Below are 22,116 nucleotides of genomic sequence, written 5' to 3'. Positions count from 1 at the left end.
TTAGACCGTGGAATATGTAAAAATTTTTGAGGAGGTAAGTATCATTCACTGGGAGAATAAAGATTCCTAATAAGACTTAGGGGTCAGCCAGGAGCTCTGGTTCCGGTTGGCACCACTAAGGGAGGGATTCTATGAATTGGTGCCCAGTGGAATGGCCTACCCAAACGCCACGTCCCACATTAGCGGGGCTGGAAGCAAAACAATCAAGTAAAAAGGCTGCTAAAGCAGCGTTGATCGGTATTTCCGTTTTAATTGTCATGACTTTGGTGGTTTTAGGTTTTGCCCTATGGTCAGAAAAAATAACCATACCTAAAATGATGGTTGAGGTAAAAGGTTTTGTAAATGAGTTGGTAACCGGGGGGATACCGGTACATCTTCAAGTAGCTGGTAAAAGCGAGGTTGTTCGTACAAGCAGTAGGGATGTTAAGGAGTTATTGAAAGAACAGGGTATTCAATTAAAGCCGGAGGATATCGTTCTACCAGCATTAACTACGAAATTAGAAAAAAACATTTACATAGAGGTAATCCGTGTAGATGTTAAAAAAGAATATAATAACCGGGCCATACCCTTTCAGGCTGAACGCCTTGCTAACCCTCAAATGGACCGGGGAATTGTTAAAAAGGTAAAGGAAGGAAAAGAAGGTCTGCAAAGGGAGATTTGGGCTGTTCGATATGAAAATGGTATAGAGGTGGCCAGAAACTGCGAATCGAAAGAAGTCATTGCCTGGCCTATAAATAGTATGACCCAATACGGGACTTTAAGTATGGTTAACCGTGGTGGTCAGGATCTTCGTTTTAACAGGGCAGTGGAAATGTTAGCAACAGGGTATACCTACACTGGTAAAAATACGGCTTCAGGTATACCACCCAGTTCTGGGATAGCGGCAGTTGACCCGGCAGTTATTCCCCTGGGAACTAGATTATACGTGGAGGGCTATGGCAAAGCCATTGCCCGAGACACGGGAGGAGCGATCAAAGGAAATCGCATTGACCTATTTTATGAATCAGAAAATGAAGCCCTTGCTTGGGGGAAGCGGAATACGAGGGTGTATGTTTTGGAGTAGCAAATGGTTTTTGTTATAGGATAACTTTTGTAGAAGGAGTAAGGGGTCTCTCACATTTGCTGGAGAGACCTTTTTAGCCTTCAGCTTTTTGGACTTTAGGGCAGTTCTTGTGTCAACCGTAATTGGCTGATGGCGGATGACTAAGTTAACAGCCTATTGTGATTGCCAAATAACGGGTATAATAGCTATAGACTAAACAGAGGAAGGAAATGTACCTTGCGAGAATTAACATCACCATCCGTGGTTAAAGAAATTATTAAGTCTCATGGCTTTAGGGTAAGGAAGGCTTTAGGACAAAATTTTCTCATGGACGCTAACATTATTGATAAAATAGTCAATGCTGCGGATTTAGCCCCAGAGGATCTAGTGTTTGAAATTGGGCCTGGACTTGGGGTATTAACCAGGCGTTTGGCTCGCTCAGCGGGGAAGGTCATTGCCGTGGAGATTGACCAAACCCTATTGCCGATACTGCAGGAGACTTTGGCGGACTTTGATAACATCCAAGTTGTTCATGCGGATGCATTAAAGGTAAATTTTGACCAAATTGCCTCAGAATACACGGCCGGTGCCTTTGGACCCAATGCCAAAAGTTTTAATTTGGTGGCGAATCTCCCCTATTATATTACGACACCCCTATTGATGCATTTGCTTACCAGTGGTTTTAATTTGAACCGAATGGTTGTTATGATGCAGAAGGAAGTGGCGGACCGTTTGCAAGCTTCTCCAGGGGGTAAGGATTATGGAAGCCTTAGTGTAGCTGTGCAGTATTATACCGTACCCGAGATCGTTGCTAAAGTTCCTAAGACCGTATTTTACCCAGCACCGGAAGTTGAATCTGCGGTTATCCGGTTAACCAGAAGAAAAGTCCCGCCCGTGAGTCTGCAAAGTGAGGAAATGTTTTTTAAGATTGTTCGTGCAGCCTTTGGCCAAAGAAGAAAAACCCTGCTAAATTCACTGACTGGATCAGGGTTGGCGGATAAGGAAACGTGGCTCAAAATACTAAGTGAAATAGAAATAGAACCCTCCAGAAGGGGAGAGACACTGACGATTCAAGATTTTGCGTTATTAGCAAATACCTTTTGCGCCATCGATTAAGTAGTAGCCAGTGGAGGAATATATGGACTTTACTAGCCCTTCCAAAGGTAAATTGAGCTTCCGTGAGATGATGGGGGATATCTTAAGTTATATTAAGAACCTTCCCTGCTCCTCTTATAAAATTGTGGTAGGAACGGATTCGCAGACTCGTCATGAAACTTGTTTTGTAACTGCGGTTATTGTTCATCGTAAAGGGAAGGGCGCCAGATATTACTACCATAAAAGCATACAAAGTAAAATAAAAAGCCTACGTCAAAAAATTTATTATGAAACAACCCGGAGCCTTGAATTGGGAGCAAAGATAACAAACTTCCTACTTGAAGATGGGCTTGAACATTTAGCTGTCGAAATACATATTGATGTGGGAACCCAGGGCGAAACAAAGGATTTGATTCGGGAAGTGGTGGGAATGGTAACGGGTAGCGGCTTTGCGGCCAAGATCAAACCAGATTCCTTTGCCGCTTCCTGCGTGGCGGATAGGTATACGAAATAGCCATCCGCCGTCAGTCTTTTGGACTGTTAGGCCATTTCCCAGGGACTGGTATTGGCCCTGGGAAATGGGTTTTTGTGCAGGCCCATCGAAGGGTCGTAAATCCGTGACATGCATTAACAAAGACCCCACAGTTAGCGGCTGGTAGATGTGTAACAACCCTATTACCCCCAACATAAGATGATGTAGAAAGGGGGTAAGGCCGTGCCAAAGATTAAAGAAGGTGATATTGTTGCCCGTAAATCCTATGGCAATGATATTTTCTTTAAGGTTAACAGCGTTTACCAGGGGCAAGATGGTAAAGATTACGCAGTCCTTAAGGGATTGGATATACGACTGTTTGCTAGTTCGTTAGTAGATGACTTAATTAAAGTAGATGTAAAAGACATTTCCAAATATTGGACCCAGACCTTAAGGAAAAACGAAGAAGTTATGGGACGGGTTATGAAAAGGCGCATGGATGAACGAAAAGATCGACTTAAAAGATGTGCCGATGGAATATGTATGACCCGCACTGCTCAACCAGAAAAAGGAGACGACAGTGACATTGAGGGTTTTGATGTGCCCGGTACAGTACTCCACCTGGACGGAGATAAGGATTATTTAGACTTATGTATGACCACCTATCGTAACCTTTCTATACCAGCCTTCGGGTATGCTATTGATGAAGAGGAGCAACCCAAAAGGGTGCTGGCTCTTCTTGAAAAACATTACCCAGATATTTTAGTACTTACCGGGCATGACGGCATTAAAAAGGGTGCCAAGGATTTAAGCAATGTAAATAATTACCACAACTCAAAATACTTTGTCGAAGCAGTTAAAATTGCCCGTACCTTTGAAAAAAGTCGGGATGATTTAGTGATATTTGCCGGTGCCTGCCAGTCTTGCTATGAGGTAGTATTAAGTGCCGGTGCCAATTTTGCAAGTTCCCCCAAAAGGGTATTAATTCATGCCTATGATCCTGTGTTTGTGGTTGAAAAAATAGCCTATACTTCCATTCAAGATCCCATTGCCTTAAGGGAAATTATTAAAAGTACCATTACCGGTTTTGAAGGTATTGGTGGTGTGGAAACCAGAGGAAAACATCGCTTAGGTATACCCAGAACGGAATATTAAAACCATAGTACCCCTTCCTAAAGTCCAGCATATGATGATCTAGGACATTTTAGGAGGGATTTCCTTTATGTTAAATTTTTTGAAAACTGTGGAGAAAGCCAAATGGCGTTTGCTTGGAATTAAAAATGTTGTAGGCGTAGGTGTCGGCTATAAACATGTGGGCATGCAAAGAACCGAGCAAAAGGCAATTATCATCTTTGTCTCCAAAAAGGAACGTTCTGAAAGCTTAAGCAGGGAGGAACAGGTACCCTTTAGGATTAATGGTTTAGAAACAGATGTTGTGGAAGTTGGTGAAATTCGTTTTTTGTCTGATGATAGAAAAAAACATGTCAGACCCGCCCAACCCGGATTTAGTTTGGGACACTATCGGGTAACGGCTGGCACCTTTGGGGCAATGGTACGCGATCGTACCACGGGAGAGCCACTTATTCTTTCAAATAACCACATTTTAGCCAATGCCACCGATGGGAAAGACGGTCGGTCTGCCCCAGGAGACCTTATATTGCAGCCAGGTGAGTATGATGGCGGCACCAAGGACGACCGCATTGCAATACTATTAAGGTATATTCCTATCCAAAAGGGAGAGGCCCCTGCTACCTGCCCCATAGCCAACGGGGCAGCAAGGATTGCCAACATGCTGGTTCATACGATTAGACCCAATTATGATTTGAAATTCTTTAAAAGGGAAGGGGCAGTAAACCATGTGGATTGTGCTGTTGCCCGGCCCCTCAAGCCCGAGCTGATTACCGATGAGATACTTGGTATTGGTAAAGTGCAGGGGATTGTAGAGGCAAAACCCGGCATGAGGGTCGTTAAAAGTGGTAGAACAACGGGCATTACCTCCGGAGTAGTTACTGCCATAGGCACCACCATGCAAGTAAAAATGGATGACAATAGTAATGCGTATTTCTCCAATCAGGTAATTTGTGATATGAAATCCCAGGGTGGAGATAGTGGTTCCTTAGTCCTTACAGAGGGCAATAGGGCAGTTGGCTTACTGTTTGCCGGATCCGATAGGGTGACCGTTTTCAATCATATTCAAGTGGTCTTGGATAAACTAAACGTAGAGTTCTAGGAAAGAAAGCCCCGTGACGATAAGAGCGGGGCTTTTGTTCCGTGTAAAAATATGGTATACGCACGGGAGAGTGTGTTATTTTACATAAAATTGTTTGTGCACCTGTTTTAACCAACTAAATAAATTATTAACAGCTATTACGGGTTTTGTCAATTTAGGTTAATTTATGTATATTTAGGACAGGCAAAGCGCCAGTTACAGATGCCGAATCCCTTTAGTGGGTACGGAGGAACCGTTTATGGGGTGAATCCTTTTAAAGGTAGGGATTTCCTTGCCCGAACCCGTCAGCTAACTCCGGAGGCAAAAAGGAAAGGAGAAAAGAAATGCAGTATCGTTTGAAGAAAGTTCCTATGTTCCTGGCTACCTTGTTCCTATTAACCATGATGATGTCCGTTATGACGGCGCAGTCAGCTATGGCGGCTACCGATGATAGCCAAGAGATGGTTAGACTGGTTAATGAAGCCCGCGCCAAAGGTGGTCTGGCAACGCTGATGGCGGATCAAGAGCTGTCCGGGCAAGCTGCCAAGAATTTGGCATATTATCAAAGAACCGGTCAAATTCCCAGTTCCGCAATGCTGTTAACGATTGCCAAAAACGGTGGTTATAGCACCCTTGGACAAACCACTGTACGCGGCAATGATGTGGCATCGATGGTCCAAAAGCAACTTCAATACTATGGCAGCAGTTCGATCCTAAATAGTAAATACAATCGAATTGGTTTGGCCTTTGCGGATACCAGCTCTGGTAAGCTTTGTATTCAACTATTAGCATATAAACCCATTACAGAGCCTATTCAGCAACCGGAACAGCCAGCACCGGCACCAAAACCGGAGCCAAAACCAGAGCCAAAACCAGAGCCGCAACCGGCACCACAACCTGAACCAAAGCCGGCTCCCCAACCAGAGCCAACACCTGTGCCCCAGGAGCCTACTACCTTTATGAATGAAGCTCAAACGAAGGTAGTGGATTTGGTTAATGCTGAAAGAGCAAAAAATGGTCTAAAGCCTGTGGTTGCCAAAGAGGATTTAACCAAAGCTGCACAGGTAAAGGCGCAGGATATGTATCAGAGCAGATATTTCTCTCACACATCTCCCAATTATGGCTCCCCCTTTGATATGATGCGTAAATTTGGTATCAGCTACAAAGCAGCAGGGGAAAATATTGCCATGGGTCAAAAAACTCCTGAGCAGGTCGTGAAGGATTGGATGAACAGCCCCGGTCACCGGGCGAACATCTTAAATGCCAATTACAATGAAATTGGTGTAGGCGTATATCAAAGTTATACTGGCTCTGGCTACATCTGGGTTCAGCAATTTGCTCGGCGCTAAGGGTCATAAAATAGCCAATTAATTGGACAACTTAAATAACTTGTACAACAGACAATTCCATAAAATGTAAACGGGAGAAAAAATTTCCTCCCGTTTTTTTGCTTTTTCTTAAGGATTGACCACAATTTCAGCACATTTCTACAGCCAATCCAATATATATATTAAGGAGATATCTTGAAAGGAGGCTAAGATTGATGGTTATGAGGAAAAGTCCCAAGCCAAAATTCCGGCAGATAAATAACCAACCGGCTAATCAGATCGTCGGGACAGAACAAATTAGGGTAAAACAGCTTGTTGGCGAAAACACAGAACAAACCATAATTCGAGACAGCTTTACGCTACCCTCAGGTACACCCGATATGGAAGAGATTCTTTCCATTGACACAATCGTTAAGTTAAGGAAAGTTGAAGTAATCCCTAATAAGGTGATTGTAGAGGGAACCTTGCGGGTGCAAGTGATGTATTCGGCTTTCAAAAAAGATCAGTCTGTGCATAGCTTTACCGAAGAATTTGATTTTACAGATTTTGTTGAAGTAGAGGGTGCCCGGCCAGGCATGGATGTTGAAATCGACTTTGAGGTCGAGGATATTAACATAAAACTGGCCCGGGATTGCGACTACGATGTTGCTGCTGTACTTCAAATAACCGTTAGGGTAACTGAAGATCGGGAGGTCAACGCCTTAACAGAATGTCCCCAGGGTTATAACTGTGAAACAGAAAGAATGAACCTGCAGCAAGTGGTGGGAAGCAATACCAAGCAGATCCTAATTGATGATGAGTTTGAACTGCCCGATGAAAGGGATCTCATTATTAGTGATGTTATCCGCTGCATGTGTGATGTGGAGATAACCAATACCAGAATTATTAGGAACAAGATCCTCTTTGATGGCGAAGTGGATATGGAATGTCTATATCGAGCAGATAGAAAGAAAGATCACGGCAAACATGATCACGGCAAACATGAACATGGACATAAGCACGGGCATGGTTTTGAACAAGATAAAAAGTATTATAAGGACCATGTTCACTCCTTTGAAAGGACCTTTAAATTCAGTAACTTTATTGAGGTTGAAGGTGCTGAACAGGGTATGGAAGTCTACATGGATGCCATGGTGGAATCTTGTAAGATGGACCTTGCCGATATAAACGGCTGTAAGTTCTCTCCCATGATTGTAATAAAAGTAAGAGCACGTGTGGTGGAAGACAGAGAAGTAGATGTAATTACTGCGATTGAAGGTGCAGATGTAGAAACCGCCAGACTGGATATGGAAAGCTTGGTTGCGGAGGAATGCAAGCAGGTTATCGTTCGGGACTCCAAGGAACCTCCCTATGGTAAGCCTGATATTGACAAAGTAAGGGAAATTTCCGTCGGGGATGTCACCATTAAGGACATCGATATTATTCATGATAAGGTATTAATTAAGGGCACCGTAGAGTTTGAAGTTCTTTATACAGCAATGAAAGCGGATAAATCCTTGCATATGCTGCATCGAAAAGTCACCTTTAAGACCTTTATTGATGTACCTGGGGCACGTCCTGGTAACAGAGCAGACGTAAATGTCGAAGTTGAATGGGCCAATGCAAAACTGGATGAAGACTGTGAAATCCTTGTTGAAGCAGTACTAAAAGTGTGTGTCAAAATTACAGAAACAGTGGAACAAGATGTGGTGATAGGTTTTACTCCCAGGCCGACTGTGGCACCCACGACCGAACCGCCAACCACACCCTGTGTTCCCGGCACAGTCTTTAACTATACAATTGCCAGAGGAGATACCTTAGCTAAATTGGCCCAGCGTTATGGAACTACTGTGCAGGCCATTCAAGCAGCGAACCCACAACTGACAAATCCCAATGTCCTTACTGTGGGCGAGGTTATTAGGATTCCTTGCGAAGCCAAGGGTTAAATATAAAATTTTATTAAATATAAGGAGGTAGTAAAATGCCTAACGGTTTTACCGGTTGCGTCTTAGTTAAACTGCCAATTGTTATAGCGGATGTCACAGATTCTATAACAGTAGATAATACTCTTTGCCTTGATGAATTGGCTAAAAAGATTGACCATATTGATGTGGTGGTAAGGGATTTAGAGGCAGATCCAGTTTACGGTGGGATCATTCAGCCCCGTGACATGGAGAACTTCCGTCAAAACGTAATTCCCCCCAGCAAATTTCCTGGCTATATGAATAATTTCTGCCACAGCCCCAAGGCCACGGTGCATGCCTTTGAAAAGGAGTGCGGCCCGAGGGAATTAAGGAGTATCACGGTTCACGGTACGATTCACAAGCAAGTTTACTATGTCAATCGGGAGGACGATGTTCGTCATGTTGGTGAGGATGTACCATTTACCAAGACGGTAAAACTTAACCCACCGCTGCCGATTATGAATCCCAGCAATATTGACATTGATTTTAAGGATGTAAATGTTGACGTTGCCTTTAATATGCCACGTCCGACCAGGGTTAATCAAACAGCTACGGTTAGCTTTATTCTGAAAATTACCGAAGATCAACAAATCTTCATCCAAACCTGTCTGCCTGATCAGGATTTAGTAGGTCAGCAAGTACTGGCAAACACCGGCTTTGAAGCTTTCTCTGGTTGTATCCTAGATGTATGGCAAACTTCCAACGTAGCACCAGGTGAACCAGGCAGAAATGGTAACGGTTCATTCTCTGTTGGTTTAGGAGGTCCTGCCACATCTGACTGTATCAATCCAACGGCTGAAACAGCTTCCTTAGTACAGAGTATTCCCAATGAAGTGATTCGTCCCGGCTTACGGTATGAATTCTGCTTCTACATCCAAGATGTTGTACCCAATGGCATCATCGAAAACTATAGGGTCGATGCTAAAATTGCCTTCTACAATGAAGCAGGTCAAGAAATCAATTCTTCCCAGGTTACTACCTTCCAGGAGACTGAAATTAATGGAACCTGGACCAGGAAATGTGTTACCTCCAATGCTGCGCCGGAAGGTGCTGTGTCCGGTAACGTATCCATCGTATTTACCAGGGAACCAGGAGACACCGGATCCTTTGTCAGAATCGACGATGCTACTTTAACCATTCGTGGTGCTTAGATACTACATTGCAGAAGCCGCCCAACCCTTGGGCGGCTTACCTGTTTATACCAGGGTGTGATTGTTGCTTAGGAAGTCACTTCTTTATTTTTGGCTCATATATTATAATGGTAGTTTTTGTTTGGCTCGGCATGGATAGGAATGCCATTGATTTTTTACAAAGGGGGGGGAAGTTTGAATAATGAAATGAGTGATGTGGCAAGTAGCCCTGCATTTAAGACGGCCACAGAAACACTTTGCCATGGGTTAGAAGATTCGATGTTTAAACTGCTTAATTTTCAAGCCCAGCAAGGGGCAAATGAGAACAGTACCATGATTATGTTGGCCTTGATGAACCTACTGGGTATTGTTAACTGCATGAATAAGATTTTGCCCGAAGGACAAAGGGTGAAGGGTACCGGGGAGTTGGCAAATCAAATTGCCGGCGCCTTGGGCGGTATGCCGGCAAATTCTCAGGGGGAAGCTGCACCCCCGGGGGGAATTGATCCAGGTATGATTGCGGCCCTAGCGGGTATGTTAGGGGGCCCTGGCAGAACAGATGAGGGTGGCGAGGCTAACGGTAGACCGGGGCTAGACCCGGCTATGTTGGCAACCCTGGCGGGCATGTTAGGTGGCTTTGGCGGGGGTGGCAATAACCCAGCCGCCCTAATGGGAATGTTGGCCAATATGTTAGGACCCAAAAAACCCTTGGAAAAAAAACCGGAGCAGGGAGTCAAAGTCAAACCAGAAAAGGCTGAGGACAAACCAAATCAAACAAAGGAGGGTCAGAGGAAAGAGACTGGCCCGAACCCAAGGGGCATGTTAAAGTGGGATTCCCGCTTTGGTTCCCCATCGTCTTCATTCTAGGGAGGTGGTTTTAGTTGTTTGGAAACTTAGGTGGTATGCTTTCCCAAGTCCAGAATATGCAGGACGGTTTAAAGCAAATACAAGTTGAAGCAATGGTAGGGGAAGGCGATGTTACTGTTGTCATGAATGGCAGTCAACAGTTAATTAGTGTTAAAATTTCGCCTGAAATCATGAAAGAAAATGTCACTAAGTTAGAGGACCTGGTAGTAGAAGGAATTAAATTAGCTCAACAGGACAGCAGAAATAAGGTTCAGGAAGAAGTGGCTAAAATGACCGGTCTTAATATAGGAAACTTTATCAATATGTTTAAAGGGTAGCGGAGGTGAGTATGTGTTTGGTAATATGACCAAGGTTTTTGGCCAACTGCAAAATTTACAACAACTGCTTAAAGATATGACAGTGGAAGGAACGGCTGGGGATGGTTTAGTAAAGGTAATAATTAATGGCCAACAAAGTATTCTTGCTGTACGGTTTGACCCAGATCGCATTTCATCTGTAGAACCGGAGGTTCTCGGACAAATGCTAACGGAGGCCTATAACCAAGCACAAAACGAAAGTAAAGAAAAGGCCAAGGAAGAGGTTACCAAAGCCACAGGATTAAATCTGTCTAGTTTACCTGGACTATTTTAAGCAGACAAAAAAAGCAATAAGATATTATATTATCAAAAAAGGGTGCCTTAGGGCTACCCTTTTTTACTTTGCAATGCAAAATTTGTATCTAAACTCTGTAACACAAAGTCTCCCTTTCTCATAATTTAATGTAAGGACGGTCCCGGGATATCGTTCAAAGATTTTAACATAAGGAGGAATATTGGATGTCCAACGTATTAGAAGGCATTAAGGAAAAGGTAAGTGGAGGTTATGGTGGAAATCTAGGTCTTTGCTGCTGCCTGCTCCTGGCTCTGTTCATTATTGGCATCGCACTCGTATTTTGCGGCATTTTGCCCTACCACTTGCTTGGTCTCTACCTGTTTCTGGCTCTGGCTATCTTCTGTTGCTGCTTTTGCTGGTGCTAAACTACCAAATCAAAAGTTTTGTATCCTTTATGAGGGAAGGGGCTACATCCTCGTGTAGCCCTTTTCCACCCAGCATAAAGGTACCGTAAGGGAGTATATAAAGGAGTTGATCACAGTGGGAGAAAGATCCAGCAACCGGCTCACTAATAACCTAGAGGAACTGGTTTCTAGAATGGAAAATATTCATTTCCAGAGGAGCAGTGAACTGGACCAGGTTTCCGGTGTGCTGGGAAACATGGATAAACTGGTCGGTATTCTCTCTAGGGTTGAATTGCAACGACAGGCTGAACAACAGCTAAATGATCAGTTGGATAAATTGAGCCAGGTTTTGGAACGTTTATCAGACCAACCAGTGGTTACTAAAAGAGAAGTGCCGGTGGAGGATACCGTAAAAAAGATTATTAAAGGTGTTAAAGTTACAGGCAAAGTAATGGATATTGTTGCTGGCAGCCTTGGGGTGATGTTGGATTCCATCGTAACAACCGTAAAAACACCAGAACGTCAAAATGCTACTAGATCTACCAAGGATCAGGTGGATTTGGTCAGTGTTTTAGCACCATTGGGGGGTCTGCTGCAAGGCTTGCTAGGCACTGAACAGGCGGAGAGCAATGCAGACAACAGACTCAACAAACAAAACAAACCAGAAGAGAAGAAAGAAGAGTAAGGGGTGTGGTGTTAAGAGGGGATGAGGTTATGGGTGGTAAAACAAGCCGAGTAAGAATCATCTTATTCAGAGACCGCCTCCACCGGGGGAAATTAACCCAGCCCCATATGGGTTTAATAAATTGGATGGGAGCACAGAATGTTCGTACTCTGCCGACTGTGAATGGTCTGATTTGTACATTACCATCAGAAGTTACGGATCAAGAAATTCTCTCCACCGGTGGAGTGGTGGCGGTAGAAGAAAATTTTAAAATTAGTTTAGTACCATGGGCACCTATAAATTTTAAAGGATTTTCAGAGCAAGTGATTCCCTGGGGCGTTCATTATATTGGGTCCGATGTATGCTGGCAGGAGACCAGAGGGCAAGGGGTTAAGGTTGCCGTCATCGATAGTGGGATTGATACGAACCATCCGAACCTCAGAAAAAATCTCCGAGGGGGCATCAATCTTATTTCTCCCGGTTCATCCTTCGATGATGATAATGGCCATGGTACGCATGTGGCTGGTACCATAGCAGCATCAAACATAGGGAAAGGTATTCTCGGCGTAGCACCAGAGGCAGAAATATATGCAGTGAAAGTGCTGGATCAGTTGGGTGACGGTACCATACTGAATGCTATTAATGCCATTGACTGGTGTATCAAGAATCATATTCATATTGCCAATATGAGTTTTGGTACGGATAAGTACAGCCGGGCATTGGAGGAAGCGGCGCGGGAAGCCCGTAGACGGGGTCTTTTAATTGTGGCGGCGGCTGGTAATGATGGGGGTCCTGGTACGGTTGATTATCCGGCGGCATTTAAGGACACCATTAGTGTTGCTGCCATGGACACGAAGGGTAAATTAGCTGATTTTAGCAGCAGTGGACCGGAAGTAGATTTGCTTGCCCCGGGCAGCAACATTTTATCAACGTATCGTTGGGGCACCTATGTAAGACTAAGCGGTAGTTCCATGGCCGCAGCTCATGTGACCGGGTCTATGGCTCTGCTAAAGGCGAAATACCCTAAGGATAATATCCAAATGATTGCCCAACGATTATTGGCTGGGGCCAAGGGGCTTAAAGGAAAGGGCAGTAAAACTACCGGTGCTGGTGTTGTAAGGGTTGATGTTTCAATAAATTATTACCCGGGGGCATAAAAAGTGCAAAAGGTTAAATTGTCGCCCCCGGTCCGGTGTAAATGCTGGCGGGGGTTGACTTTTTGAATAATGGCCCGATTTTCAGCAAAAAATAGGAATAAGTCAGGAGGTGACAGCATTGACCGGGCCAAATATTCGTGATCACCAGAATACTAGTAAAACCTTTAAAATCGGAGGCTTACAAGGTGGCCAGCATGATAAACAGGAGATTGAGACCTATCTATCTCAGATTGATGGCGTGGATCAAGTTAAGGTAAACCTGGAGGAGGGTTCCGTAACCGTCGATTTTGATCCTGGGGTAATTCATACAGATTATTTGCGAGGAACCCTAAGGTCCTTAGGGCATGATATTTTAGTGTAATTTTAACCCCCTGGGGGTATATTAATAACTGAAGCAGGCGACTTGCCTGCTTCAGTTATACTATCCGAAAGTATCCGATTTTAAGGATGATAGTATAAGAGAAGCGAAGGCTCGTGCCAAGCTTTTCTAATTAATATCCGACCCGGAGGTGCAAATGGACGCAAAATTGATAGCACTGATTATTGCTGCAACATCAGGGCTTACCATGGCCCTGCAAGGGACGATGAACTCGGCCTTAGGGAAGGTTGTGGGGTTATGGGAAACGACCTTTATTGTTCATGCCGTTGGCACGGTAGTTGTAGGAATCTTGGTTTTTGTCTGTCGCCTGGGGGACTGTGATTTAGGTAAATGGGCAAGTGCGCCCTGGTACACCTACCTGGGGGGAGTATTGAGTGTCTTAATTATATACATGGTCGCCCGGAGCATGCCCGTAGTGGGGGTTGCTTCTGCCACCACAGCGATTATTGTTGGCCAGGTTCTTACTGCCGCAGCCATCGATCATCTAGGAATCTTTGGTTTTGAGCGGATCCCCTTTAATTGGTATCACCTGGCGGGGACCCTTTTAATGGCGGGAGGAGCCTTTTTGCTGTTAAAAAAATAATCGGATCAATTGTCAATAAAATCTTTCCTAATGTAAAATTTAAAACAAAGAAGTGTCGCTAGCCCACGAAAGTGGTTTTGCGACACTTCTTTGTTTATGATGCCCGTAATCCTTTACGTTCGTCCTTCCTTGAAAACCCAAACGCAAAAGCATCTATTTTATGGAATAAAGATTATTTGTCCTATCTCCAGCATATTGGGGTTAGGAATAGTGTTAATGGACATTAGTTCTGCTAAGGTTGTATGGTATTGCTGAGCAATTTTCCATAGCGTATCACCTGGTTGAACGGTATAGACAGCATGATCCAGGGGTGGGCCACTGGCGGGAGATGAGGTAGTTGCCTGGGTTTTTTGGTTGTAGCCTGGAACAACGTCAATCCGAACCGGTGTACCGATGGGAACCAAGGGAAAAAGCTCTTCTACATTTTTATTATACATTCGGATGCAGCCTAAAGAAACAAAACCACCGATGGAAGAGGGTATACTGGTACCATGAATTCCGTAATTGCCGCCGGGGATATTTAAACCCATCCAGCGAGTGCCCAATATACCGCCAGGATTGGTGACTTTGTTAACGACTTGATAATCTCCGGCTGGAGTAGGGGTGGCGGCCTTGCCCACACCAACGGGGTAGGTGTTTGATAACTTTTCACCAATGTAGACATTTAATCGCCGCGATTTAGGGTCAATTTGCAATTCAATACCGGCTCGATAAAACATCTTCTTAATAACCTCCTTTCATGTTCTAATCAATCTATAATATGAGGCCTTTGGTTTTAGGGTCTGTTATATCCTCAGTATTTTTTATCTAATCAAAGCAAATAATAGAAATCATACTATAAAAAAATGGCTGTCTACTGACCAAAAAGCAAAGCCAGAAGAAAATATTTCCGCCTCATTTGGGGAATGGCAGTGTATAATTGCTTTGGGGGGAGATAACATGGCCATAAGGCTACAGGCACATGGAAAAATAAATTTAACATTGGATGTTTTAGCCCGGCGTCCCGATGGTTATCACGAGGTTGAAATGATCATGCAAAGCATTGCTTTGCATGATGTTTTAGAAATTGAGCAACAAACTTCAGAGATTAGCCTCTTTGTGTCGGGAATCTCCGTAACCACCAAGGAAGATAACCTGGTGCTTAAGGCAGCAAATCTACTAAAGCAAATGGCTCCCCCAGAGGCTGGGGCAATTATACGTCTGCATAAGAATATACCAGTGGCTGCTGGTTTGGCTGGTGGGTCTACCAATGCAGCGGCTGCCTTGAGGGGGCTTAATGCACTTTGGGATTTGGGCCTAAGTCAAGAGCAGCTAATGAAGTTAGCTGCTCAGTTGGGTGCCGATGTTCCCTTTTGCCTGATGGGTGGTACGGTTATTGCCCGGGGAATTGGTGAAAAACTTACCCCCTTGGATTTGGCACCGCCCTTTGGCGTAGTATTGGTTAAGCCAGCCTTTGGTGTTAGTACAGCAGAAGTATATCAAGGACTTTGCTTGAATGAACTGAGCAAAAGACCGGATATGGCAAGGATGCTAGAGGCTCTCAAGGAGCGAAACCTGGAAAAGGTTGCTGGGGAGTTAGCAAATGTTTTAGAAAGTATGACGTTAAAATTACACCCGGAACTAATTACGATTAAGAATTATCTGCGGGAAGCTGGTTCCCAGGGGGTATTAATGTCTGGCAGCGGGCCTACGGTTTTTGGTCTAACAGAAAACCTGGCCAAGGCGAAGGAGATTGCAGGCCAAGTACATTTGCCGGACTGTACGGTTATTGCTACATGTATGGGATGAAAAAAGGCCAATCGCTAATAGCTAAAAGCCATCCGAACGAGGCCTACACAGTGGTTATGCTCAAACGAATGACCACGATATTAGATTAGGGTATGGTTGTAGAAGGGGGAAGGGGAAATGAGTGAAAATAGATTAGCTCCGATAAAGCTTGATGCATATAAACCATTAAGGGAAATTGTATTTGAAACCTTGCGTGAAGCGATCCTCTCGGGCAAATTAGAGCCGGGTGAAAGGTTAATGGAGATTCAATTGGCTGAGGAGATGGGAGTCAGTCGGACCCCTGTGCGGGAAGCGATTCGCAAGTTGGAATTGGAAGGCTTTGTGGTTATGATACCCCGTAAAGGTGCTTATGTGGCGGGGATTTCCCTCAAAGATATTACCGATGTCTTCGAGGTGAGAGCATCGCTGGAAGCACTGGCCGCAGGGTTAGCTGCGGAGCGGGCCAGTGAGGAAGAAATTGAGCAATTAGAAAGATCTTTATTGGCTTACTCTGAGCAGACGAACAAACAGGATATTAACAAGATTGTAGAAACAGATACTGATTTTCATGAATTATTGTATAGGGCCGGCCGAAATGAAAGGTTACTAACGATTATTACTCACTTGAGAGAAATCATTCAGAGGGTACGGACGGTGTCTTTGTCCCAGCCTGGCAGAAGTAAAGATGCCATCGAGGAGCATCGCCAAATTGTTGATGCCATTGCTGACCGCAATGTAGAACTGGCACAGAATTTGGCCAGGGAACATATTTACAGTGCTGAAAACATTATGCTTAATTCCCTTAAGGGGGCACAAAGGAAAAATGATTGATGCGCTGGTTTTGGCCGGCAGTGTGAATAATGGACAATTAAAAAATCTCAGCCCAGAGCCCTATGAGGCCCTCATTAAAATTGGCTCAATTCCTATGGTGCTGTACGTTATCCGTGCCCTAAGGAGTAATCGTGAGGTGGGTAGGATTGTTGTAGTTGGGCCCCCCGGAATTAAAAGGGAATTGCCAGCCGATGTAATTTGGCTGGAGTCGGGTCTGACGATGATGGAAAATATAAAAAAGGGCAATGCCCTAATGGATAGCCACTATTTAGTGGCTTCGTCCGACATCCCCCTTTTAACAGCTGGTTCTGTATCTGGGTTCCTAGCACTTTGTAAGGAGCTAAAGGATGATGTCTATTTTCCTCTAATTCCGAGGGAAGTGGTGGAAAAAACTTTTCCCCGGGCCCAAAGGACCTACGTTACTTTTCGAGAAGGAGTTTTTACAGGAGGGAACCTTTTCCTGGTTAATCCTCAGGTTGTTGAACAATGCCTTGTCATAGGGCAGGAGTTAGTGGACTTGCGCAAGAGGGTCATTGCCCTGGCCCGACGGGTAGGGTTACCACTTCTGATAAAGCTATTGTTACGGCTTCTTACCTTGCAGGAAGCCCAGGAAAAGGTTTCGCAGATGCTTAACATCAAGGGCAGGGCAATTATTTGTCCCTATCCGGAGGTTGGCATGGATATTGATAAACCCGCTGATTTGGAAATAATCTGTCAGGCAATGGGGTATGATTTAAGGCAAAGCTTATAGCAAAATAAGGAGCAATTGATATGGATAATGATTTTGTTACTTTGCAAAATATTTTGGAAGCAAAGGAAAGGCTTCAGGGGGTTAGTCGCTATACACCGTTGGAACCTTCTGAAATCCTTAGTAAGAAAACCGGAGCCCATGTCTTTATTAAACTGGAAAACTTACAAAAAACCGGTTCCTTTAAATTAAGGGGTGCCTATAATAAAATTTCTGTCTTGGCTCAGGAAGCAGCCCAAGGAGTGGTGGCAGCCTCTGCCGGTAATCATGCCCAGGGGGTAGCCTTTGCTTCCAGTCAGGTAGGTATTTCAGCTACCATTGTGATGCCCGAGGGAGCACCCATAACCAAGATAGAGAGTACCAAGGCCCTTGGGGCCGATGTGGTTCTTTCGGGGCAGGGTTATGATGATGCCTTCCGCAAAGCCCAGGAAATTCAACACGAAAATGGCGCAGTTTTTGTACATGCCTTTGATGACCCGCTGGTTATTGCCGGTCAGGGAACCATCGGACTGGAGATATTAGAGGAATTGCCAGACTTAGATGCCGTTGTGGTACCCATTGGTGGAGGCGGCTTGATCGCAGGGGTAGCCTGTGCAATTAAAGAAAAGCGGCCCGAGGTACAGGTCATCGGGGTCGAGGCCGCTGGTGCTCCTTGTATGCTGGAGGCCTTTAAAAGCGGTGCAGTCCATGAGTTAAAATCCGCTAATACCATTGCTGATGGTATTGCCGTGCGTCGTCCCGGTGACCTTACCTTTAACATGGCGCGCAAATATGTGGATCAGATTGTTACAGTGGATGATGAGGAAATTGCCTGGGCCATTTTGATGCTTTTAGAAAGTTCAAAATTAATGGTGGAGGGCGCGGGGGCAGTGGGAATTGCTGCATTGCTCCATAAAAAGTGTGATCTTAGCGGTAAAAAGGTTGCTGTAATCATTAGTGGTGGCAATATCGATGTAAATGTTATTTCCATCATCATTGAAAGAGGTCTGGTAAAGGCCGGGCGCTACCTAAGATTTAAGACCATCTTAACCGATAAGCCTGGTTCTTTACAAAAACTCCTATCTGCCCTGGCAAACTTCGGAGCGAACGTAATCTCTATCGTTCATGATCGAATAAAGCCCAATGTACCGTTAAAACAAGCTGAGGTGGAGATTTCTCTGGAGACGAGGAATGCCAGTCATATATCGCAAATTGTCGAATCCTTGGGTAAAATGGGGTATGAGCTAGATATTTTAAGATAACACAAAAAAATGACCTAAATTATTGAATAAAGTTATGAATAAAGAAGGATTTTGACTTTCGCTGCAGAATTTAGTAGCCCAACAGCAGTTGATGCAGCGGAAGGTGGTGAAGAATTTTGCATGTGACTGACGTGCGAGTACGCAAAGTACTCATGGAGGGCAAAATGAAGGCCATTGTTTCAGTTACACTGGACGACGCTTTTGTTATCCATGATGTAAAAGTGGTTGAAGGACAAAACGGATTGTTTGTAGCTATGCCAAGTAGAAAAACCCCGGATGGTGAATTTAGAGATATTGCTCATCCGATCAATTCATCTGCCAGAGAAATTATTCAAAACGCCGTGTTGCAAGCGTACCAAGAGGCGATATAGTTTAATGATTATTCAAGGGGGCAAAGGCCCCCTTTTTATTTTCATAATCTTCTTTTTATTGTGTAATTAGATTGATGGAGAGGAAAATGTATTTTTTTGTTGAAAGAATACGGTTGGCAGAAAAAAACATGCCTGAATAGGATATCCTATAGAAGAAAGAAAAAGGGGGTTGCGGGATGGAACCTGCAGCGGTAATCTTGGCAGCTGGCAAAGGAACGAGAATGAAATCAAATCTGCCTAAAGTAATACATCCATTATGCGGCAGGCCTATGCTGGGCCACGTGTTAAGTTCCGTAGCGGAAGCCGGAGTAACCAAAACGGTGGTAGTGGTCGGGTTTGGCTCTGACCAGGTTGCTGATTTTGTTGGTAATGAGGCCAAGGTAGTCATACAAAATGAACAATTAGGAACAGCCCATGCTTTACTGCAGGCTGAACAAGAATTAAGGGAGTACCCTGGTAATTTACTGGTGGTTTGTGGGGATACACCGCTATTAAGGGGGGAAACCTTAGCTAAACTGGCCCAGGAGCACAGTGAATCTGGGGCCGCAGCGACCTTGTTGACAACCGAAATGGCCAATCCCACTGGCTATGGCAGGGTCCTACGCACCGAAACGGGGGACGTATCCCGTATTGTGGAACAGAAAGATGCATCTCCGGAAGAGTTAACGGTGAAGGAAATCAATACCGGGGTGTATTGTTTTAAGGTACCGGGTTTGTTTAGCGCATTAAAGGAAATATCCCCGGCTAACGCCCAAGGGGAGTTTTATCTTACGGATATAGTACAAATTTTTATAAAAAAGGGACTGAAAGTCAAGGCAGTAACCTTAGAGGATGCCCAAGAGGTTCAGGGTATCAATGACCGAATTCAATTGGCTCAGGCCGAAGCTGTTATGCGTCAAAGGATTCTGGAAGGTTTAATGGTTCAAGGGGTTACCATTATGGACCCAGGGAATACTTACGTGGAGCTTGGTGTAAAGGTTGGGGCAGACACCGTTATTCTTCCCTTTACGTTTTTAAGGGGGGACACAGAAATAGGTAATCATTGTGTTATTGGACCAGGCTGTAAAATAACAAATTGTATGATCGGAAACAATAATGAAATTCAATATTCGGTACTTTTGGATAGCCAAATTGGAAATGATGCGGTTATAGGACCCTATGCTTACGTAAGACCGGGTACGGTTCTAGCAGACAAAGTTAAAGTGGGGGATTTTGTAGAAATTAAGAAGTCGCATATCGGACGCGGCAGTAAGATTCCCCATTTAAGTTACGTAGGTGATTCAACCATCGGGGAAAGTGTAAACGTAGGTGCAGGGACCATCACTTGCAACTATGACGGAAAAAACAAGTATCAAACGGTGATCGAGGATGGAGCTTTTATAGGCAGTAATACAAATTTAGTGGCACCCGTTACGGTAGGTCGGGATGCTGTCATTGCTGCTGGTTCTACCATTACCAAAGATGTACCAACAGAAGCACTGGGAGTGGCCAGGGGACGCCAAACCAATCACACGGATTGGGCTAAGAAACAAAGGAAAAAAAGTTAAATTATACGAATTCTCGGAGGTAAATGATGTCTTCCAATAGTAAACGATTAAAGATTTTTGCGGGAACCGCTAACCCAGAATTAGCCCAGGAGATTTGTCAGTATCTTGGCGTTACCAAGGGGTCATCCGAAGTGACTCACTTTAGTGATGGAGAAATCCGCGTAAAGGTGGATGAGAGTGTCAGGGGTTCCGATGCCTTTATCATTCAACCCACATCGACACCGGTAAATGAAAATCTAATGGAATTACTGATTATGGTCGATGCCCTGCGCCGGGCCTCTGCCCGGCGCATCACCGCTGTAATTCCTTACTATGGTTATGCACGGCAGGATCGTAAAACCCGGGCCAGGGACCCCATTACCGCTAAGCTGGTGGCCAATATTTTAACGGCCAGTGGCTGCCGTCGGGTAATAACCATGGATTTGCATGCGGGACAAATTCAAGGATTCTTTGACATTCCTGTGGATCACCTGCCTGCGGTACCTATCCTGGCAGAATATTTTCAGCAAACCCAGGACAGGGAAAATGTGGTTGTGGTTTCCCCGGATATTGGTGGGGTGACCCGGGCCAGGGATCTAGCTGAGCGTATTGGATCCCCCTTAGCGATTATCGACAAACGCCGCCCCGAACCCAATGTGGCCGAGGTTACCAATGTGATTGGTAATATTAAGGGCAAGACCGTCATTATGATTGATGATATCATTGATACCGCCGGCACCATTACAAAGGGAGCGGCTGCTTTAATGGATCGGGGTGCTAAAGAAATTTATGTCTGCTGCACCCATGCAGTGCTTTCCGGCCCATCTATTCAGCGTTTAAAAGAATCTGTGATTAAAGAAGTTGTTATTACCAATACGATTCCATTACCTCCGGAAAAAATGATTGATAAAATCAAGGTATTATCTGTGGCACCGCTGATGGGTGAAGCAATTATTCGTATTCATGAGGATCTTTCAGTCAGCAAGTTGTTTTCATAATAAGTCATCCGCTTAGGGTGGAGAGGATGATTTGTTGTGTGCCATGAGCCATGGGTCTGGGGCTTTTTGTGTATGCTGTGCTTAGGGGTCCCTTGCTTATGGTACACGGTATTTTCAGCCGTAGTTTGTGTAGGTTAGAGGTGTGCTTATAAAAATGCGACAGGGGGTCGCTTCTCCCTGTCGCATTTTTATAAATTTTACCAGTGTGCAGACCAGTTTTGGTAAAAATCAAGGCCTATTTCTTCCTCTGATTCATCAGGTGATACCCAGCCGCGGATACCCGTTTCCAACATGTCTGGGCGTGAGTCATCCATGTCATACATACGATTCACCTCCTCGTTTTATCAATATCCTTTGCTGCTTAGCCAGCGGCTATACAAAACGAACCATAGGCTTAAGACCCATAAGCAAAACATGCACAAAGGCCTATGGCTTACGGCCCAAGGCAGCCCCAAAAACGCAAAAAGCTGGGGCCGGTGGCAAAAAATCTGTTGACAATGTAAACGGGCATTGCTAAACTAATACTTACTCCTATATTTGACACTTAAACCAAAGAAAAACTCCGGGAAGCCTTGCAAATAGGGCATTCCAGAGTTTTTTTAATGTTTAAAAACTGCGTACTGTTTTGTTCTTTTTCGTGTTCCTGAAAATATTTTTCATTTCTTTCAAACTAACAATTTGATAATCCGTTCTAAACCCAAATACATCATGTAAGGTATCCGTAAAATCAGTTCTTGTATATGTTGGGACATAACCTTCAGCAGGAACA

General features: G+C 44.4%; 25 protein-coding genes and 1 riboswitch. Of the genes, 23 read left to right on the top strand and 2 right to left on the bottom strand.

Annotated elements, in window-relative coordinates:
• Window positions 1-131 precede the first annotated feature (131 nt).
• The 16 genes from V6C11_RS05015 to V6C11_RS04940 all read left to right on the top strand — a co-directional run bounded on the left by V6C11_RS05015 (window position 132) and on the right by V6C11_RS04940 (window position 13,865).
• Entirely contained in the window at window positions 132-1,064 is a 933-nt protein-coding gene (locus tag V6C11_RS05015; RefSeq protein WP_333529995.1) for a 3D domain-containing protein, read from the top strand.
• Window positions 1,065-1,280: 216 nt separating this feature from the next.
• Window positions 1,281-2,159, top strand: a complete 879-nt coding sequence (rsmA, locus tag V6C11_RS05010) for a 16S rRNA (adenine(1518)-N(6)/adenine(1519)-N(6))-dimethyltransferase RsmA (RefSeq protein ID WP_333529994.1) — start codon at window positions 1,281-1,283, stop codon at window positions 2,157-2,159.
• A gap of 22 nt (window positions 2,160-2,181) precedes the next feature.
• A complete protein-coding gene (locus tag V6C11_RS05005) occupies window positions 2,182-2,652 on the top strand; it encodes a ribonuclease H-like YkuK family protein (protein ID WP_333529993.1) in 471 nt (156 codons plus the stop codon).
• Window positions 2,653-2,853: 201 nt separating this feature from the next.
• Window positions 2,854-3,765, top strand: coding sequence for a sporulation peptidase YabG (gene yabG, locus V6C11_RS05000; protein ID WP_333529992.1), 912 nt, complete (start codon window positions 2,854-2,856; stop codon window positions 3,763-3,765).
• A gap of 67 nt (window positions 3,766-3,832) precedes the next feature.
• Window positions 3,833-4,840 (top strand): hypothetical protein, encoded by a 1,008-nt coding sequence (locus V6C11_RS04995; RefSeq protein ID WP_333529991.1) that lies wholly within the window; start codon window positions 3,833-3,835, stop codon window positions 4,838-4,840.
• 192 nt (window positions 4,841-5,032) lie between these two features.
• Window positions 5,033-5,158: riboswitch (cyclic di-AMP (ydaO/yuaA leader) on the top strand.
• 5 nt (window positions 5,159-5,163) lie between these two features.
• Window positions 5,164-6,168 carry a CAP domain-containing protein gene (locus V6C11_RS04990; RefSeq protein ID WP_333529989.1) on the top strand — a complete coding sequence of 335 codons (1,005 nt, stop codon included), beginning with the start codon at window positions 5,164-5,166 and terminating at the stop codon, window positions 6,166-6,168.
• A gap of 194 nt (window positions 6,169-6,362) precedes the next feature.
• The gene (locus V6C11_RS04985; protein WP_333529988.1) at window positions 6,363-8,072 is read left to right on the top strand and encodes a DUF3794 and LysM peptidoglycan-binding domain-containing protein; all 1,710 of its coding nucleotides are present in this window, start codon (window positions 6,363-6,365) and stop codon (window positions 8,070-8,072) included.
• A gap of 35 nt (window positions 8,073-8,107) precedes the next feature.
• A complete protein-coding gene (locus tag V6C11_RS04980; protein ID WP_333529987.1) occupies window positions 8,108-9,241 on the top strand; it encodes a DUF3794 domain-containing protein in 1,134 nt (377 codons plus the stop codon).
• A gap of 174 nt (window positions 9,242-9,415) precedes the next feature.
• On the top strand, window positions 9,416-10,087 hold the full coding sequence (locus tag V6C11_RS04975; RefSeq protein ID WP_333529986.1) for a hypothetical protein: 672 nt from the start codon (window positions 9,416-9,418) through the stop codon (window positions 10,085-10,087).
• Between the two features lie 14 nt (window positions 10,088-10,101).
• Window positions 10,102-10,404 (top strand): YbaB/EbfC family nucleoid-associated protein, encoded by a 303-nt coding sequence (locus tag V6C11_RS04970; protein WP_333529985.1) that lies wholly within the window; start codon window positions 10,102-10,104, stop codon window positions 10,402-10,404.
• Window positions 10,405-10,417: 13 nt separating this feature from the next.
• A complete protein-coding gene (locus tag V6C11_RS04965; protein WP_333529984.1) occupies window positions 10,418-10,717 on the top strand; it encodes a YbaB/EbfC family nucleoid-associated protein in 300 nt (99 codons plus the stop codon).
• Between the two features lie 185 nt (window positions 10,718-10,902).
• On the top strand, window positions 10,903-11,103 hold the full coding sequence (locus V6C11_RS04960; protein WP_333529983.1) for a hypothetical protein: 201 nt from the start codon (window positions 10,903-10,905) through the stop codon (window positions 11,101-11,103).
• 115 nt (window positions 11,104-11,218) lie between these two features.
• Entirely contained in the window at window positions 11,219-11,767 is a 549-nt protein-coding gene (locus V6C11_RS04955) for a hypothetical protein (protein ID WP_333529982.1), read from the top strand.
• Between the two features lie 29 nt (window positions 11,768-11,796).
• Entirely contained in the window at window positions 11,797-12,903 is a 1,107-nt protein-coding gene (locus V6C11_RS04950) for a S8 family peptidase (protein WP_333529981.1), read from the top strand.
• Window positions 12,904-13,012: 109 nt separating this feature from the next.
• Window positions 13,013-13,264: a heavy-metal-associated domain-containing protein gene (locus V6C11_RS04945; RefSeq protein ID WP_333529980.1), complete on the top strand. Its 252-nt coding sequence runs from the start codon at window positions 13,013-13,015 to the stop codon at window positions 13,262-13,264.
• Window positions 13,265-13,418: 154 nt separating this feature from the next.
• Complete coding sequence (locus tag V6C11_RS04940) at window positions 13,419-13,865, top strand: DMT family transporter (RefSeq protein ID WP_333529979.1); 447 nt, start codon at window positions 13,419-13,421, stop codon at window positions 13,863-13,865.
• 158 nt (window positions 13,866-14,023) lie between these two features.
• Here the strand turns inward: V6C11_RS04940 and V6C11_RS04935 are convergent, their stop codons facing one another.
• The gene (locus tag V6C11_RS04935) at window positions 14,024-14,584 is read right to left on the bottom strand and encodes a L,D-transpeptidase family protein (protein WP_333529978.1); all 561 of its coding nucleotides are present in this window, start codon (window positions 14,582-14,584) and stop codon (window positions 14,024-14,026) included.
• Between the two features lie 220 nt (window positions 14,585-14,804).
• Between V6C11_RS04935 and ispE the strand changes: the two genes are divergently transcribed.
• The 7 genes from ispE (at window position 14,805) to V6C11_RS04900 (ending at window position 21,347) form a co-directional block, all read left to right on the top strand.
• On the top strand, window positions 14,805-15,653 hold the full coding sequence (gene ispE, locus V6C11_RS04930) for a 4-(cytidine 5'-diphospho)-2-C-methyl-D-erythritol kinase (RefSeq protein ID WP_333529977.1): 849 nt from the start codon (window positions 14,805-14,807) through the stop codon (window positions 15,651-15,653).
• 117 nt (window positions 15,654-15,770) lie between these two features.
• The gene (locus tag V6C11_RS04925) at window positions 15,771-16,463 is read left to right on the top strand and encodes a GntR family transcriptional regulator (protein ID WP_333529976.1); all 693 of its coding nucleotides are present in this window, start codon (window positions 15,771-15,773) and stop codon (window positions 16,461-16,463) included.
• The gene (locus V6C11_RS04920; RefSeq protein ID WP_333529975.1) at window positions 16,456-17,214 is read left to right on the top strand and encodes a hypothetical protein; all 759 of its coding nucleotides are present in this window, start codon (window positions 16,456-16,458) and stop codon (window positions 17,212-17,214) included. The genes V6C11_RS04925 and V6C11_RS04920 overlap by 8 nt, the downstream gene beginning before the upstream one ends.
• A gap of 20 nt (window positions 17,215-17,234) precedes the next feature.
• Window positions 17,235-18,452 (top strand): threonine ammonia-lyase, encoded by a 1,218-nt coding sequence (gene ilvA, locus V6C11_RS04915; RefSeq protein ID WP_333529974.1) that lies wholly within the window; start codon window positions 17,235-17,237, stop codon window positions 18,450-18,452.
• Window positions 18,453-18,568: 116 nt separating this feature from the next.
• A complete protein-coding gene (gene spoVG / locus V6C11_RS04910; RefSeq protein ID WP_333529973.1) occupies window positions 18,569-18,823 on the top strand; it encodes a septation regulator SpoVG in 255 nt (84 codons plus the stop codon).
• A 176-nt stretch (window positions 18,824-18,999) separates the two neighbouring features.
• Window positions 19,000-20,370, top strand: coding sequence for a bifunctional UDP-N-acetylglucosamine diphosphorylase/glucosamine-1-phosphate N-acetyltransferase GlmU (gene glmU, locus V6C11_RS04905; RefSeq protein ID WP_333529972.1), 1,371 nt, complete (start codon window positions 19,000-19,002; stop codon window positions 20,368-20,370).
• Between the two features lie 26 nt (window positions 20,371-20,396).
• Window positions 20,397-21,347 carry a ribose-phosphate diphosphokinase gene (locus tag V6C11_RS04900; RefSeq protein WP_333529971.1) on the top strand — a complete coding sequence of 317 codons (951 nt, stop codon included), beginning with the start codon at window positions 20,397-20,399 and terminating at the stop codon, window positions 21,345-21,347.
• Between the two features lie 197 nt (window positions 21,348-21,544).
• On the opposite strand, the gene V6C11_RS04895 is transcribed toward V6C11_RS04900, so the two are convergent.
• Window positions 21,545-21,670 carry a hypothetical protein gene (locus V6C11_RS04895; RefSeq protein ID WP_333529970.1) on the bottom strand — a complete coding sequence of 42 codons (126 nt, stop codon included), beginning with the start codon at window positions 21,668-21,670 and terminating at the stop codon, window positions 21,545-21,547.
• Window positions 21,671-22,116 lie beyond the last annotated feature (446 nt).

Origin of the sequence: Desulfotomaculum sp. 1211_IL3151, from assembly GCF_036763075.1 — a bacterium.
GTDB lineage: Bacteria > Bacillota > Desulfotomaculia > Desulfotomaculales > Desulfotomaculaceae > Desulfotomaculum.
The sequence above is the reverse complement of the archived record's forward strand: the minus strand, read 5'-3'. Positions and strand labels throughout refer to the sequence as shown.